11 protein-coding genes are annotated in these 14,818 nt (G+C 65.3%); 10 read left to right on the top strand and 1 reads right to left on the bottom strand.

What is annotated here, in order from left to right:
- Positions 1-61 precede the first annotated feature (61 nt).
- From ACFSNN_RS02485 to ACFSNN_RS02455, 7 genes are read left to right on the top strand one after another with little or no spacing between them, the layout of a single operon-like run.
- Complete coding sequence (locus ACFSNN_RS02485; protein WP_012427929.1) at positions 62-1,015, top strand: ABC transporter permease; 954 nt, start codon at positions 62-64, stop codon at positions 1,013-1,015.
- A complete protein-coding gene (locus tag ACFSNN_RS02480) occupies positions 1,012-1,962 on the top strand; it encodes an ABC transporter permease (protein WP_134463247.1) in 951 nt (316 codons plus the stop codon). The genes ACFSNN_RS02485 and ACFSNN_RS02480 overlap by 4 nt, the downstream gene beginning before the upstream one ends.
- Complete coding sequence (locus ACFSNN_RS02475; protein ID WP_134463249.1) at positions 1,962-3,806, top strand: ABC transporter ATP-binding protein; 1,845 nt, start codon at positions 1,962-1,964, stop codon at positions 3,804-3,806. The genes ACFSNN_RS02480 and ACFSNN_RS02475 overlap by 1 nt, the downstream gene beginning before the upstream one ends.
- A complete protein-coding gene (locus tag ACFSNN_RS02470; protein ID WP_134463251.1) occupies positions 3,803-4,117 on the top strand; it encodes a (2Fe-2S)-binding protein in 315 nt (104 codons plus the stop codon). The genes ACFSNN_RS02475 and ACFSNN_RS02470 overlap by 4 nt, the downstream gene beginning before the upstream one ends.
- Positions 4,102-5,496 carry an FAD/NAD(P)-dependent oxidoreductase gene (locus ACFSNN_RS02465; protein ID WP_134463253.1) on the top strand — a complete coding sequence of 465 codons (1,395 nt, stop codon included), beginning with the start codon at positions 4,102-4,104 and terminating at the stop codon, positions 5,494-5,496. The genes ACFSNN_RS02470 and ACFSNN_RS02465 overlap by 16 nt, the downstream gene beginning before the upstream one ends.
- Positions 5,493-6,662 (top strand): NAD(P)/FAD-dependent oxidoreductase, encoded by a 1,170-nt coding sequence (locus ACFSNN_RS02460; protein ID WP_134463255.1) that lies wholly within the window; start codon positions 5,493-5,495, stop codon positions 6,660-6,662. Before ACFSNN_RS02465 ends, ACFSNN_RS02460 begins: the two co-directional genes overlap by 4 nt.
- On the top strand, positions 6,659-7,087 hold the full coding sequence (locus tag ACFSNN_RS02455) for a helix-turn-helix domain-containing protein (RefSeq protein ID WP_134463257.1): 429 nt from the start codon (positions 6,659-6,661) through the stop codon (positions 7,085-7,087). The genes ACFSNN_RS02460 and ACFSNN_RS02455 overlap by 4 nt, the downstream gene beginning before the upstream one ends.
- On the opposite strand, the gene prpR is transcribed toward ACFSNN_RS02455, so the two are convergent.
- Positions 7,044-9,035, bottom strand: a complete 1,992-nt coding sequence (prpR, locus tag ACFSNN_RS02450) for a propionate catabolism operon regulatory protein PrpR (RefSeq protein ID WP_134463259.1) — start codon at positions 9,033-9,035, stop codon at positions 7,044-7,046. The genes ACFSNN_RS02455 and prpR overlap by 44 nt on opposite strands.
- A 220-nt stretch (positions 9,036-9,255) precedes the next feature.
- Here prpR and prpC point away from each other — a divergent pair, with 220 nt between their 5' ends.
- The 3 genes from prpC (at position 9,256) to prpF (ending at position 14,617) form a co-directional block, all read left to right on the top strand.
- Complete coding sequence (prpC, locus tag ACFSNN_RS02445; RefSeq protein ID WP_134463261.1) at positions 9,256-10,425, top strand: bifunctional 2-methylcitrate synthase/citrate synthase; 1,170 nt, start codon at positions 9,256-9,258, stop codon at positions 10,423-10,425.
- A gap of 328 nt (positions 10,426-10,753) precedes the next feature.
- A complete protein-coding gene (acnD, locus tag ACFSNN_RS02440; RefSeq protein ID WP_134463263.1) occupies positions 10,754-13,351 on the top strand; it encodes a Fe/S-dependent 2-methylisocitrate dehydratase AcnD in 2,598 nt (865 codons plus the stop codon).
- A gap of 78 nt (positions 13,352-13,429) precedes the next feature.
- On the top strand, positions 13,430-14,617 hold the full coding sequence (gene prpF / locus ACFSNN_RS02435) for a 2-methylaconitate cis-trans isomerase PrpF (RefSeq protein ID WP_134463265.1): 1,188 nt from the start codon (positions 13,430-13,432) through the stop codon (positions 14,615-14,617).
- The last annotated feature ends 201 nt before the right edge of the window (positions 14,618-14,818 follow it).

The raw sequence follows: 14,818 nt of genomic DNA, 5'->3' as shown, positions 1-14,818 counted from the left end.
GCAATACACGCGCCGCCTCATTGGCGGCGCGCAGCTTCAACTGCAATGGAGGCGATTTTCGATGAAAGCACATGCGCAACGTCTCATCGCCGCGCGCCTTGGCCTCGCGCTGCTTACGCTGCTGCTGGTGTCGGCAGTCGTGTTCGCCGTCACCGGGCTGCTGCCCGGCGACGCGGCCCAACAGGCGCTCGGCCAGGCGGCGACCCCTGAAGCCGTGGCTGCCCTGCGGCATCAGTTCGGCCTCGACCAGCCCGCGCTGCAGCGCTACCTGGTGTGGCTGCTTCATGTGGTCAGCGGCAACTTCGGCATCTCGCTGTCGAACAATCTGCCCGTCAGTCAACTGATCGCGACGCGTCTGCCGAACTCGCTGGTGCTGGCCGGACTCACGGCGGTGGTCTCCGTGCCGGTAGCGCTGTTGATCGGCATTTCGTCGGCGATGTTCCGCGGCTCGCTGCTCGACCGCACGCTCAACGTACTGACGCTCTCCACGGTCGCCGTGCCGGAATTCCTGATCGCGACGATCGCCGTGCTGATTTTTGCCGTCAAGCTGCGCTGGCTGCCGGCGCTGTCGTATCTGTCGGAAGTGCATTCGTTCGGCGCGCTGCTGCGCATTTACGCGATGCCGGTGATGACGCTGTGCTGCGTGCTGGTCGCGCAGATGGCGCGCATGACGCGCGCCGCGGTACTCGATCAGCTCAATTCGTCGTACGTGGAAATGGCCTTGCTCAAGGGCGCCTCGCCGGTGCGCGTGGTGTGGCGGCATGTGTTGCCGAACACCATCGGACCGATTGCCAACGCCGTGGCGCTGAGCCTGTCGTATCTGTTCGGCGGCGTGGTGATCGTCGAGTCGATCTTCAATTATCCCGGTCTCGCGAGCCTGATGGTGGACGCCGTGACCAACCGCGACATGCCGCTCGTGCAAGGCTGCGTGATGGTGTTCTGCGCGGCGTATCTCGTGCTCGTGCTGATCGCCGACCTGTGTCAAATCGTATCCAACCCGAGGCTGCGTCGATGATGAGCCAACCTACCAATCCTCACCATGTTCCTCATGCCGGCACGGAGCTGTACGACGTGCGCCGCGACGAACTGGTCGTCGAGCCCGTGCCTGTCGAAGCGGCGCCGCCGAAGCAGGGCGTGTTCAAACGCCTCGTGCACCGCTTTTCCGTACTCGGCCTGATCGGTCTGCTGATGGTGGCGTTCTGGCTGCTGGTCGCGTTCATCGGACCGCTGGTCGCGCCGTACAAAGGCGGTGCGCTGACCTCGACGGAAATTTTCGGCCGTTACAGCGCGGCGTATCCGCTTGGCACCGACTATCTCGGCCGCGATATGCTGAGCCGGATTCTCTACGGCGCGCGCTACACCGTCGGCCTCGCGCTCGCTGCAGCAGTGCTCGCGAGTGTGATCGGCACGTTCTTCGGCCTGCTCGCGGCGGTGTCGGGCCGTGTGATCGATGAAATTCTGAGCCGTCTGTTCGACGCGCTGATTTCGATTCCGAGCAAGGTGCTCGCGCTCGTCGTGATCGCCGCGTTCGGGTCGTCGATTCCGATGCTGACGACGGTCGCCGCGGCCGCCTACATCCCCGGCGCGTTCCGTATTTCGCGCTCGCTCGCGGTGAACGTGATGAGCCTCGAATACGTGCAGGTGGCGCGGGCGCGCGGCGAAGGCATCTTCTATATCGCGCGGGTCGAGGTGCTGCCCAACATGATCCATCCGATGCTCGCCGATTTCGGTCTGCGTTTCGTGTTCATCGTGCTGCTGCTGAGCGGGTTGAGCTTCCTCGGCCTGGGCGTGCAGCCGCCGAACGCCGATTGGGGTTCGCTCGTGCGCGAGAACATCGGCGGCTTGTCGGAAGGCGCGCCCGCCGTGCTGATGCCGGCCGTCGCGATCGCGACGCTGACCATCGGCATGAATCTGCTGATCGACAACTTGCGGCGTCGCGGCCGCAAGCATGGAGGTGCGTGATGGCTGAGCGCGACATGATTGAAGTGAAGGGCCTGAGAGTCGTCGCGGGTGCGGCGCCGGGGCCGGTGACGGAGATCGTCAAGGGCGTCGATTTCTCGGTGAAGAAGGGCGAAGTGCTCGCGCTGATCGGCGAGTCCGGTTCGGGCAAGACCACCATTGCGCTTTCGCTGCTCGGCTATGCGCGCGCGGGCTGCGCGATCAGCGGCGGGTCGGTGCGCGTCGGCGAGGTCGAGGTGTTGTCGCTCGATGCGAAGGGGCGCCGCGCGTTGCGCGCGCGCACCGTCGCGTACGTCGCGCAGAGCGCGTCGGCGGGCTTCAATCCGGCGCGCACGATCATGGATCAGGTCATCGAGCCGGCGCTGCTGCATCACCTGATGTCGAAAGAGGCGGCGTCCGCCAAGGCGGTTGAGCTGTTCCGCTCGCTCGCGCTGCCCGCGCCGGAAACGATCGGCGAGCGCTATCCGCATCAGGTATCCGGCGGCCAGTTGCAGCGTTTGATGGCGGCGATGGCCTTGATCACCGACCCGGCCGTCGTCGTGTTCGACGAGCCGACCACCGCGCTCGACGTCACCACGCAGATCGAAGTGCTCGCGGCCTTCAAGAAGGTGATTCGCGAACTCGGCACCACGGCCGTGTACGTGTCGCACGATCTGGCGGTGGTCGCGCAGATGGCGGACCGCATCGTCGTGTTGAACGGCGGCGCGGTGAAGGAGAACGGCGCGGTCGCGCAGGTGCTCGACGCGCCCGTGGATGCGTACACGCGCCAGTTGCTGGCCGCGACGCGGCGGCCTGAAGCCGTGCTGACGTTGCCGCAAAACCCCGGCAAGCACGTGCCGCCGCTGCTGGAGATTCGCGGACTGTCGGCAGGCTATGGACGCATCGACCGGCAAGGCGCGCCTGCCGTGCGTGTGCTCGACGACGTCAGTCTGTCGATTCCGCGCGGCAGCACGCTCGGCGTGATCGGTGAATCCGGCTCCGGCAAGACGACGCTCGCGCGCGTGGTGGCGGGGCTGGTCGACCGGACGCGCGGCGAGGTGCTGTTCAACGGTGAACCGTTGAACGCGCAAATCTCACGCCGCACGCCGGAGCAGTATCGGCAGATCCAGATCGTGTTTCAGAACGCCGATACGGCGCTCAATCCGAGCCATTCGATCGCCGATATTCTGGGGCGGCCGCTCGCGTTCTATCACCACCTGCGCGGCTCGGCCGCGAAGAAACGCATGCTGGAGCTGCTCGATCTGGTGAAGCTGCCCGCTTCGATCGCCACGCGTACGCCGGCCGGACTCTCCGGCGGCCAGAAGCAGCGCGTGAATCTGGCGCGCGCGCTCGCCGCAGAGCCAGCCTTGATTCTGTGCGACGAAGTGACATCCGCTCTCGACACGGTGGTCGGCGCCGCGATTCTCGATCTGCTCGCCGAATTGCGGCGCGAACTGGGCGTGTCGTACATGTTCATCAGCCACGATATTTCGACGGTGCGCGCGATCTGCGACGAAGTGATCGTGCTGTACGCGGGGCATCGCGTGGAAGCAGGGCAGCGCGAGGTGCTGGCGGCGCCGCCGTATCACCCGTACACGGGCTTGCTGGTCGATTCGGTGCCGGCGTTGAAACCCGGTTGGCTCGACGCGCGCCGCGACATTGTCGCCACTGCCTTGCCGGCGATGGGCGAGAGCGCCGACATCGCCGAGTTGTGCTCGTTCCGCGCGCGCTGTCCGGTGCGTATCGACGGCAAGTGCAACCTGACGCCGCCTTCGTTGAAGACGCTGCCTTCGGGCGCGGAGATTCTGTGCCACCATCCGGCCGCCGAACTGAACCGTTTGCAGACCGCGGAGGCGACTCCGGCATGAACGGACGGTTTGTACGCGTCGCGGAAACGGGCCGCAAGACGTTTTCGATCACCGTGGACGGCGTCGTGCGCGAGGCCGCCGAAGGCGACACGCTGATGGTCGCGCTGCTCACCAGCACGGCCACGCTGCGCGACTCCGAATTCGGCGATGGCCGGCGCGCCGGTTTCTGTCTGATGGGCGCCTGCCAGGATTGCTGGGTGTGGACCGCGCAAGGCGAGCGCGTGCGCGCGTGCAGCACGCCCGCGCTGCCCGGCATGTCGATCGTCACGAAGCTGGCGCAGGCCGGGGAGGGTGTATGGCCCCGCGCGTAGTCGTCATCGGCACCGGGCCGGCGGGGGTGCGCGCCGCGCAGGCGCTCGCCGAAGCGGGACTGCGGCCTGTCGTGATCGACGAAGGCCGGCGCGACGGCGGGCAGATTTATCGACGGCAACCGGAAGGTTTTTCGCGCAGCTATGAGACGCTCTATGGCACCGAGGCTGAGCGTGCCGCGTCGCTGCACCGGAGCTTCGATGCGTTGAAGAGCCGGATCGATTATTTGCCGGAAACGCTGGTCTGGAACATCTCGCCGAACGCCGTGCATCTGGTGAGCGGCACGCGGTATCACTCGCTCGCCTTCGACGCGTTGATCGTTTGCAGCGGCGCGACGGATCGGCTGATGCCGGTCAAGGGCTGGCACCAGGCCGGCGCTTATAGCCTCGGCGGCGCGCAGGTCGCGCTGAAGTCGCAAGGCTGCGCGATCGGCTCGCGCATCGTGATGATGGGCAGCGGCCCGCTGCTGTATCTCGTGGCCGCGCAGTATGTGAAGGCGGGCGCGCAGGTTGCCGCGGTGCTCGACACTTCGACGTTCATGCAGCGCGTGGCCGCGTTGCCGCACCTGCTGGCGATTCCCGCCGCGCTCGGAAAGGGCATTGCGTTGACGCGCGTGCTGGCCCACGCGCGCGTGCCGGTTCATCGTGGCGTAGAGCCGCTCGAAATCAAAGGCTCGGCGCAAGACGGCGTGAGCGCGGTCGAAGTCGCCTTGCCCGGCGGCAAGCGCCTCGAATTCAAGTGCGATGCCGTCGCGCTCGGTTATCACCTGCGGCCCGAGACGCAACTCGCGGACCTCGCGGGCTGCCGCTTCGTGTTCGACGAAAACGCCCGGCAGTGGCTGCCGCAGATCGATGCCGACGGCCGCAGCAGCATCAAGGGCGTCTATCTTGCGGGCGACGGCGCGCGAGTGCGCGGTGCGGATGCAGCGGAACGCTCGGGCCGTCTCGCGGCGCTGGCCGCTTTGCAGGACCACGGCATAGCGGTCGACGGCGTGGAGCATTTGCGTGCCGAACTCGCACGCTTCTCGCGATTTGCCCAGGGTTTGCGTGAAGCCTTCCCATGGCCGGCGAAATTCGCCGCGTCGCTGCCGGACGAAACGATCGTCTGCCGTTGCGAAGCGATCACGGCGGGAGAGTTGCGTCGCGTGGTGCGGGCGACCGGCGCTAAAGAAGCCAATCGCGCGAAGGCGTTTTCGCGCGTCGGCATGGGTCGCTGCCAGGGGCGCTATTGCGGCCACGCAGGCGCGGAAATCATCGCGGCGGCGGCATGTGTGCCGTTGTCTTCAGTGGGACGGCTGCGCGGCCAGGCGCCGGTCAAACCGTTGCCGGTGGCGCTGACCGAAGCGGTAAGCGAAGCGATGAGCGCCGAGGTGAGCAAATGAACGCGACGACCCGCAACGAAGCCGATGTGATCGTGATCGGCGGCGGCATCATGGGAACGACGACAGCGTTCTTCCTGCGCCGGCGCAACCGTTCGGTGATTCTGCTCGAACGCGGACTCACCGGCCAGCAGGCAAGCGGCGTGAACTTCGGCGGCGTTCGCCGTCAGGGCCGTGCTTTATCGCAACTGGCGATGGCGAACCGCGCGCTGCGCACATGGCAACGCTCGACTGAACTGCTCGGCGAGGACGTCGAGTTTCTGCCGTCGGGTCATACGCGCGTGTGCTACCACCAGAAGGACGTCGAGAACTTCGACCAGTACGCAATCGACGCGCGCGCCTACGGTCTCGAACTCGAAGTGCTGCACGGCGAAGCGCTGTTCAGGCGTTTTCCGTTTCTCGGCCGCGAGGTGCTGGCGGCCTCGATCTCGCCGCTCGACGGCCACGCCAATCCGCGTCTCGCCGCGCCCGCGTTCGGCCGCGCGGCGGCCCGGCTGGGCGCGCAGGTGGTCGAGGACACGGAGATCGTGCGCGTCGAAAAAGACGGCGGACGGTTTCGCGTGGAAAGCGCGCGCGGCGACGTGTATTGGGCGGCGCAACTCGTGATCTGCGCCGGTGCGTGGGCGAGCCGGCTGGCGGAGCAGTTCGGCGAATCCGCGCCGCTCACCACGCGCGGGCCGCAAATGTGCGTGACGGAGCCGGTGCCTTACGTGTTCAAGTCGTCGATGGGCGTGTTCACGTCGATCAAGGAGGAGAGCATTTATTTCCGGCAGATCCCGCGCGGCAATATCATCGTCGGCGGAGGCCCGCCCGGTCCCGCCGACGCTGTGACGAGCCGCGCTTCGGTGTTGCCGATCAACACCGTGCGGCAACTCGCGCAGATGCGCCGGCTCGTGCCCGCGTTGGCGCCGCTGCATGTGATTCGCGTATGGAGCGGCGTGGAAAGTTATCTGCCCGACAGCGAACCGGTGATCGGTCCGAGCAGTCAGGTCGACGGTCTGTTCTACGCGTTCGGCTTCAGCGGCTCGGGGTTTCAGATCGGCCCGGGCGTCGGCGAAACGCTGGCGGAACTCGTCGATACGGGCAATACGGAGATTCCTCTCGACGCGTTTTCCATCCGGCGTTTCGCGAAACAGCCGGCGGCCCGCTCGACCATCGTGACGTCATGAAACAGTCCGTCAGCCTTAACGCGGCCCGCGCTTTCATCGAAGACCATTTCGACGAACCCGTGACGCTCGCCCAACTTGCCGCGCTGTCCGCGCTCAGCGTGTCGCGCTTCGCCACGGTGTTCCGGCAGCAATACGGATCGTCGCCCTACCGGTATCTGTGCGGGCTGCGGATTCAGCGTGCGCAGACGCTGCTGCTCGAAGGCGTACCGGGATCGGTGGTGGCGACGGAGGTCGGTTTCTTCGACCAAAGCCACTTCGGCCGCCATTTCAAGCGATGCTGCGGTATGACACCCAGCATGTTCATCGCGCGCGCCGGGGCCAACGCGGCGCGGCATGGCGGCGCGAGCGGCTTGAACGGCTTGAACGGCTTGAGTAGTGCGCCTACTGCGTCGCGCTCAGCTTCCGCCATAACGTCGTCTTGCTGATGCCGAGCGCCTCGCAGACCGCGTCGCGGTCGCCATCGTGCGCGGCGAGCGCGGCGCGGATTTCGTCGGCTTCCACGTGACGGCTGCGTTCGCGCAGGGTTAGCGCGGCTTTTTTCGTGCGCGCGTGCGGCTCGACGATTTCAGGCGCAACCGTGCGCAACATGTCGCGGGTGAGAACGGGTGCGGCTGCGCCTGCTGACATTGCGCCCACGTCTGTATTTGCGTCTGCATCCGCATCCATATCGGCGAGTTCGACCGCGATCCGTTCGATCACGTTCTGCAATTCACGCACGTTGCCGGGCCACGCGTAGCGCTTGAGCGGTTCGGCGAGCGTGGCGAGCAGGCGCTCGGCGGCGGCCGCATCCGGCATGCGCGCCGCGAGCCTCGGTTCGCGCGCGGCGGCTTGCAACAGCAGTTCGACGGCGAGCGGCAGCAGATCGGTTGGCCGCTCGCGCAGCGGCGGCAGCGCGATGCTCAGAATGTTGAGCCGGTAGTAGAGGTCCGCGCGAAAGCTGCCCGCTTCGATGCCCTCGGTCAACGCGCGATGCGTCGCCGCGACTACGCGAATATCCACCCGCGTCGGCTCCGTCGAACCGAGCCGCACGACTTCACGTTCCTGCAGCACGCGCAGAAGCCGGCTTTGCAACGACAACGGCATTTCGCCGATTTCATCGAGAAACAGCGTGCCGCGGTGCGCGACTTCAATCAATCCCGCTTTGCCGCCCTTGCGCGCGCCGGTGAACGCGCCTTCCTCGTAGCCGAACAGTTCGCTCTCCAGCAGCGCCTCGGGAAACGCGCCGCAATTGATCGCGACGAATGCGAAGTCGCGCCGTGGGCTCAACTGATGCATGCTCTGCGCGACCATTTCCTTACCCGTGCCGCTCTCGCCGAGAATCAGCACGGTGGCGTCCGAACGGGCATAGCGCCGCACCAGCGCGCGCACGCGTTCGATCGAATCGGACGCGCCGACGATATCGTCGAGCCGGTAACGCGCGCTGAATTGCTGCACGCGCTGGCGTGAACGCAAGGTCCGGTCGAGCCGCTCGACCGCGCGCGATTCCTGAAACGTCAGCACCGTGCCCGCCGCGGCGCCGCTGCTCGCCAGCGGCCCGCGATGCACGACATAGCTCACGCCACGCACCGTACACAACGCGTCGCCGTCGGCGTCGGGCAGACTGCCCGCGAGATCGGGCGCGAGTTCGAGCAGCACGCGGCCTGCGGCCTTCGCCGCGTCGAGGCCGAGCACGCCGGCGAGGCGCTGGTTCATCGCTTCGACGCGGCCTTGCGCGTCGAGCGCGACGACGCCGTCGCGCAGATGCTGCAGCAGATTGTCGAGCCGTTGACGCCGGATCGTTTCGCGCCGTGTGGCTTGCGCGACTTCGAGCGCGGTGTCGAAGGCCGCGCGCACCGAAGCGCGCGAATACAGAAAGACCGCGCCCATGCCGGCATTCGCCGCGAGATCGGTGACCAGTCCAGGACCGACCACCACGTCGATGCCGCGATCGCGCAGATCGAGCACGACGCTCTCCGCGTCCTGCGCCGATTGATACGAGGCGAAGGTGACGTCGAGCGCGTAGGCGGCGGCGAAGCGGCGCACTTCGTCAGGCGTGTTGCCGTGCGTGACGAGCGCGACCTTTGCGCCGTCGCGTCGCGCCCGCGCGAGCGCGTGCATCACGTCGAAGCCGGTCGGGCTGATCAACACGACCGGTACCGACACGCGCGTCTTCAGATACGCGCCGTTCGAGCCGCCGGCGATCACGACGTCCGGACGACCCGCGCCCGCGGCGTCGATCTCGCGCACGGCATCTTCGAAACCGTGCGCGACGATGCGCAAGTCCGCGCGTTCCACGTATTCGCCCGCAATGTCGAAAAACAGATCGCGCAGGCGGCTGATACTCACGGCCCAGATGCGAGGGCGCTGGGCGGGTTCGAAAAGAGGTGTGCTCAAGGCTGGGCGGCTCGCGGCGAGGCAGGTGAAAGTCCGTCTATTATGCGCGCATCCATTTCTGATTTGAAATCAACATTTCAGTTGTGAAATGTAATGCGGATCGGCATGAGCAACGGTTGTTTGTGAAATCAGGCACTTAGCGTGCGTCGGACCTGCTGGCCCGTTCTTTGCATTTCAGGCTGCGTTTAAAAGCATCCCCCATGCATCAGGAGACGAACTCATGAGCGAAGCAGACAACAGCATGCCGAACGCGGGCGCATTCAAACCGAAGAAATCCGTCGCCCTGTCGGGCGTGACGGCGGGCAACACGGCCCTCTGCACGGTCGGCAAGACCGGCAACGACCTGCACTACCGCGGCTACGACATTCTCGATATCGCGAGCGCCTGCGAGTTCGAAGAAATCGCGTATCTGCTCGTGCACGAAAAGCTGCCGACCCAGGCTGAACTGACCGCGTACAAAACCAAGCTCAAGGCGCTGCGTGGTCTGCCCGCCAACGTGAAAGCCGCGCTCGAATGGATCCCGGCCGCCGCGCATCCGATGGACGTGATGCGCACCGGCGTGTCGGTGCTCGGCACCGTGCTGCCGGAGAAAGACGATCACAACCTGCCGGGCGCGCGCGATATCGCCGACAAGCTGATGGCCTCGCTCGGCTCGATGCTGCTCTACTGGTACCACTACTCGCACAACGGCAAGCGCATCGAGGTGGAAACCGACGACGATTCGATCGGCGGCCACTTCCTGCATCTGCTGCACGGCGTGGAGCCGTCCAAGGCGTGGGTCGACGCGATGCATGTGTCGCTCAACCTGTACGCCGAACACGAATTCAATGCGTCGACCTTCACCGGCCGCGTGATCGCGGGCACGGGCTCGGACATCTATTCGGCGATCACCGGCGCGATCGGTGCATTGCGCGGACCGAAGCACGGCGGCGCCAACGAAGTCGCGTTCGAGATCCAGTCGCGCTACCAGACGCCGGACGAAGCCGAAGCGGATATCAGAAAACGCGTCGAGAACAAGGAAGTGGTGATCGGTTTCGGCCACCCGGTGTACACGATTTCGGACCCGCGCAATAAGGTCATCAAGGAAATCGCGAAGAAGCTCTCGAAGGAAGCGGGCAACAGCAAGCTGTTCAATATCGCCGAGCGGCTGGAGTCGGTGATGTGGGACGCGAAGAAGATGTTCCCGAATCTGGACTGGTTCAGCGCGGTCTCGTATCACATGATGGGCGTGCCCACGGCGATGTTCACGCCGCTCTTCGTGATCGCGCGCACGGCCGGTTGGAGCGCGCACATCATCGAGCAGCGCATCGACAACAAGATCATCCGCCCGAGCGCGAATTACACCGGACCCGACGATCTGCCGTTCGTGCCGCTCGCCAAGCGTGTTTGAGAGTGCTTTGAAGACGCCTTCAACGGCGGCTTCTTCGCCGTCGATCGCATGAGCGCGTAGCTACGCGCAGGCAAGCGTTTCTCCTCCATTGCGTCCAAAGAGCGCGGCGCAATGAAGTTGGGCCTTGGCTCGCTGAAACCCCGGGCCAAGGCCGTTTTTTGCGGTGCATTCGCGCGGCCGCCCGCAAACCCGACCGGCACGGCGCCGCGCGCTAAACTACACGTACTGCCTGACTGGCCCGCCAGGGAAGCGCTATAAGAAAGGGGCCGCCGATCGTGATCGGCCGCCGCCGTCGTCCCCGGATCATTACTGTTTTGTCCCCTACGCCATGAATACTGCAAACCGCAAACGCCTTCCCGGCACCCAGCTCGATTTCTTCGACACGCGCGCCGCAGTCGACGCGATCCATCCCGGCGCTTACGACAAACTGCCGTACACGTCGCGCGTGCTCGCCGAAAACCTCGTGCGCCGTTGCGATCCGGTCACGTTGACCGCGTCACTTAAGCAGATCATCGAACGCAAGCGCGAGCTGGATTTTCCGTGGTTCCCGGCGCGCGTGGTGTGTCATGACATTCTCGGCCAGACGGCGCTCGTCGACCTCGCCGGCCTGCGCGACGCGATCGCCGCGCAAGGTGGCGATCCGGCGCTGGTCAATCCGGTGGTGCCGACGCAACTCGTGGTCGACCATTCGCTTGCTGTCGAGTGCGGCGGCTTCGATCCGGATGCGTTCGCGAAGAACCGCGCAATCGAAGATCGGCGTAACGAAGATCGCTTCGACTTCATCAACTGGACCAAGCGTGCGTTCAGGAATGTCGACGTGATTCCGCCGGGCAACGGCATCCTGCATCAGATCAACCTGGAGCGCATGAGCCCGGTGGTGCAGGTGAAAGACGGCGTGGCCTTCCCCGATACGCTGGTCGGCACCGACTCGCATACGCCGATGGTGGACGCGCTCGGCGTGATCGCGATTGGTGTGGGCGGGCTCGAAGCGGAAAGCGTGATGCTGGGCCGCGCGTCGTATATGCGCCTGCCGGATATCGTCGGCGTGGAACTGACGGGCAAGCCGGCCGAAGGCATCACGGCGACCGACGTGGTGCTCTCGTTGACCGAATTCCTGCGCAAGGAAAAAGTGGTCGGCGCGTACCTCGAATTCTACGGCGCGGGCACGGCCAGGCTGACGCTGGGCGACCGCGCGACCATCGCCAACATGGCACCCGAATTCGGCGCCACGGCCGCGATGTTCTCAATCGACGAACAGACAATCAAGTATCTGAAGCTCACCGGCCGCGACGACGAACTCGTCAAGCTGGTGGAAACTTACGCGAAGGAAACCGGCCTGTGGGCCGACAGCCTCGTGAACGCCGAGTACGAACGCGTGCTGAAGTTCGATCTGTCGACGGTGGTGCGCACGCTTGCAGGTCCGTCGAATCCGCATCGCCGTTTGCCGGTGTCGGAACTGGCGGCCCGCGGCATCAGCGGCAAGGTGGAGAACGAGCCTGGCCTGATGCCGGACGGCGCGGTGATCATCGCCGCGATCACGAGCTGCACGAACACCAACAATCCGCGCAACATGATCGCTGCGGGGTTGCTGGCGCGTAACGCGAACCAACGCGGACTGACTCGCAAGCCTTGGGCGAAGACCTCGCTCGCGCCGGGATCGAAGGCGGTCACGCTGTATCTGGAAGAGGCCGGGCTGTTGCCGGAGTTGGAGCAACTGGGTTTCGGCGTGGTCGCGTATGCGTGCACGTCGTGCAACGGCATGTCCGGTGCGCTGGATCCGGTGATCCAGAAGGAGATCGTCGAGCGCGATCTGTATGCGACCGCCGTGCTGTCGGGCAATCGCAACTTCGATGGCCGCATTCATCCGTACGCGAAGCAGGCTTTCCTGGCGTCGCCGCCGCTTGTGGTGGCGTATGCAATTGCAGGCACGATCCGTTTCGACATCGAGAAAGACGTGCTCGGTATCGATGCCGACGGCCACGCCGTCACGCTGAAAGACATCTGGCCGACGGATGCGGAGATCGACGCGATCGTCGCGTCGAGCGTGAAGCCGGAGCAATTCCGCAAGGTGTATGAGCCGATGTTCGCGGTATCCGTCGACACCGGCGAGAAAGCCGATCCGCTCTACGACTGGCGCCCGATGAGCACCTACATTCGCCGTCCGCCGTATTGGGAAGGCGCGCTTGCCGGCGAGCGCACTTTGAAAGGCATGCGTCCGCTCGCCGTGCTAGGCGACAACATCACGACCGATCACCTGTCGCCGTCCAACGCGATTCTGGCGGACAGCGCCTCGGGCGAATATCTGGCGAAGATGGGCTTGCCGGAAGAAGACTTCAATTCGTATGCGACGCACCGTGGCGATCACCTCACGGCGCAGCGCGCGACCTTTGCCAACCCGACGCTGAAGAACGAGATGGTGCTCGAAGACGGCAAGGTGAAAGCGGGATCGCTGGCGCGCATCGAGCCCGAGGGCAAGGTCACGCGCATGTGGGAGGCGATCGAAACCTACATGGAACGCAAGCAGCCGCTGATCGTGATTGCCGGCGCGGACTATGGCCAGGGGTCGTCGCGTGACTGGGCGGCGAAGGGCGTGCGACTGGCCGGCGCGGAAGCGATCGTCGCCGAAGGATTCGAGCGCATTCACCGCACGAATCTGGTGGGCATGGGTGTGCTGCCGCTGGAGTTCAAGCCGGGTGTGAACCGGCTCACGCTGGCAATCGACGGCACGGAAACCTTCGACGTGGTCGGCGCACGCGAACCGCGCGCGGACCTTACGCTAGTGATTCATCGCAAGAACGGCGAGCGGGTCGAGGTGCCGGTGACATGCCGGCTCGATACCGCCGAAGAGGTTTCCATCTACGAAGCCGGCGGCGTGTTGCAACGCTTTGCGCAGGACTTTCTCGAGTCGTCGAAGAAGGCGGCTTGAAACGGCGAATGTTTTAACGCGGCAACGGGTGGCGTGGCGCTTTGCCCTATCACCCGCCCACATCAGGATACGATTTTCATGGCCCACCAACCCCAGATCAAGATTCCGGCCACCTACATGCGTGGCGGCACCAGCAAAGGCGTGTTCTTCCGCCTGCAAGATTTGCCCGCAGCGGCGCAGGTGCCCGGTGCCGCGCGCGACGCGCTGCTGATGCGCGTGATCGGCAGCCCCGATCCGTATGGCAAGCAGATCGACGGCATGGGCGGCGCGACGTCCAGCACCAGCAAGACGGTGATCATCGCCAAAAGCAGCCGGCCGGATCACGATGTGGATTACCTGTTCGGGCAGGTATCGATCGATAAGGCGTTCATCGACTGGACCGGCAACTGCGGCAATCTCTCGGCCGCCGTGGGGCCGTTCGCGATCAGCGCGGGTCTCGTCGACCCGGGCCGCATTCCGCGCGACGGCGTGGCTATCGTGCGCATCTGGCAGGCGAATATCGGCAAGACGATCATCGGACACGTGCCGATGACCGACGGCGTCGTGCAGGAAACCGGCGATTTCGAACTCGACGGCGTGACGTTTCCGGCGGCGGAAGTGCAGCTCGAATTCATGGATCCGGCTGCGGAAGAAGAGGGCGCGGGCGGCTCGATGTTCCCCACCGGCAACCTGGTGGACGATCTGGAAGTGCCGGGTGTAGGCACGTTGAAGGCGACCATGATCAACGCGGGCATTCCGACCATCTTCGTCGATGCCGACTCGATTGGCTACAAGGGCACGGAATTGCAGGACGCCATCAATAGCGACGACAAGGCGCTCGCGATGTTCGAGACGATCCGCGCGCATGGGGCGTTGCGCATGGGGCTCATCAAGAACCTCGACGAGATCGCAACGCGCCAGCATACGCCGAAGGTGGCGTTCGTCGCGAAGCCGGCTGCGTATGTGGCGTCGAGCGGCAAGCAGATCGGCGCGGGCGAAGTCGATCTGCTGGTGCGCGCGATGTCGATGGGCAAGCTGCATCACGCCATGATGGGCACGGCCGCGGTCGCGATCGGCACGGCGGCGGCGATTTCCGGCACGCTGGTGAATCTCGCGGCGGGCGGCGGCGCAAAAGAATCGGTGCGCTTCGGGCATCCTTCGGGAACGCTGCGGGTCGGCGCCGAGGCGAGCGAAAGCGGCGGCGAGTGGACGGTGACCAAGGCCATCATGAGCCGCAGCGCGCGGGTGCTGATGGAAGGCTGGGTGCGGGTGCCGCAGGAGCGGTGAGCGTACGACCGGCTTCGTCCGCAACGGACGAAGCCGGGTAACGCGTTTTGATGCAACGGCGGGGCTTTGATGCAACGGCGAAGCCTAAGACATCAGCCCAATGCTGGCGAGAACGAACCGAAGACCGAAGAAACAAACAGACGAAAACAGCGGCAGGCCGAAAGCTAGCGACATACATCGCAAGCCGACGGCACTGGCCTG

The sequence above is a fragment of the Paraburkholderia dipogonis genome, from assembly GCF_042680985.1.
Classification (GTDB): domain Bacteria; phylum Pseudomonadota; class Gammaproteobacteria; order Burkholderiales; family Burkholderiaceae; genus Paraburkholderia; species Paraburkholderia phytofirmans.
The sequence above is the reverse complement of the archived record's forward strand: the minus strand, read 5'-3'. Positions and strand labels throughout refer to the sequence as shown.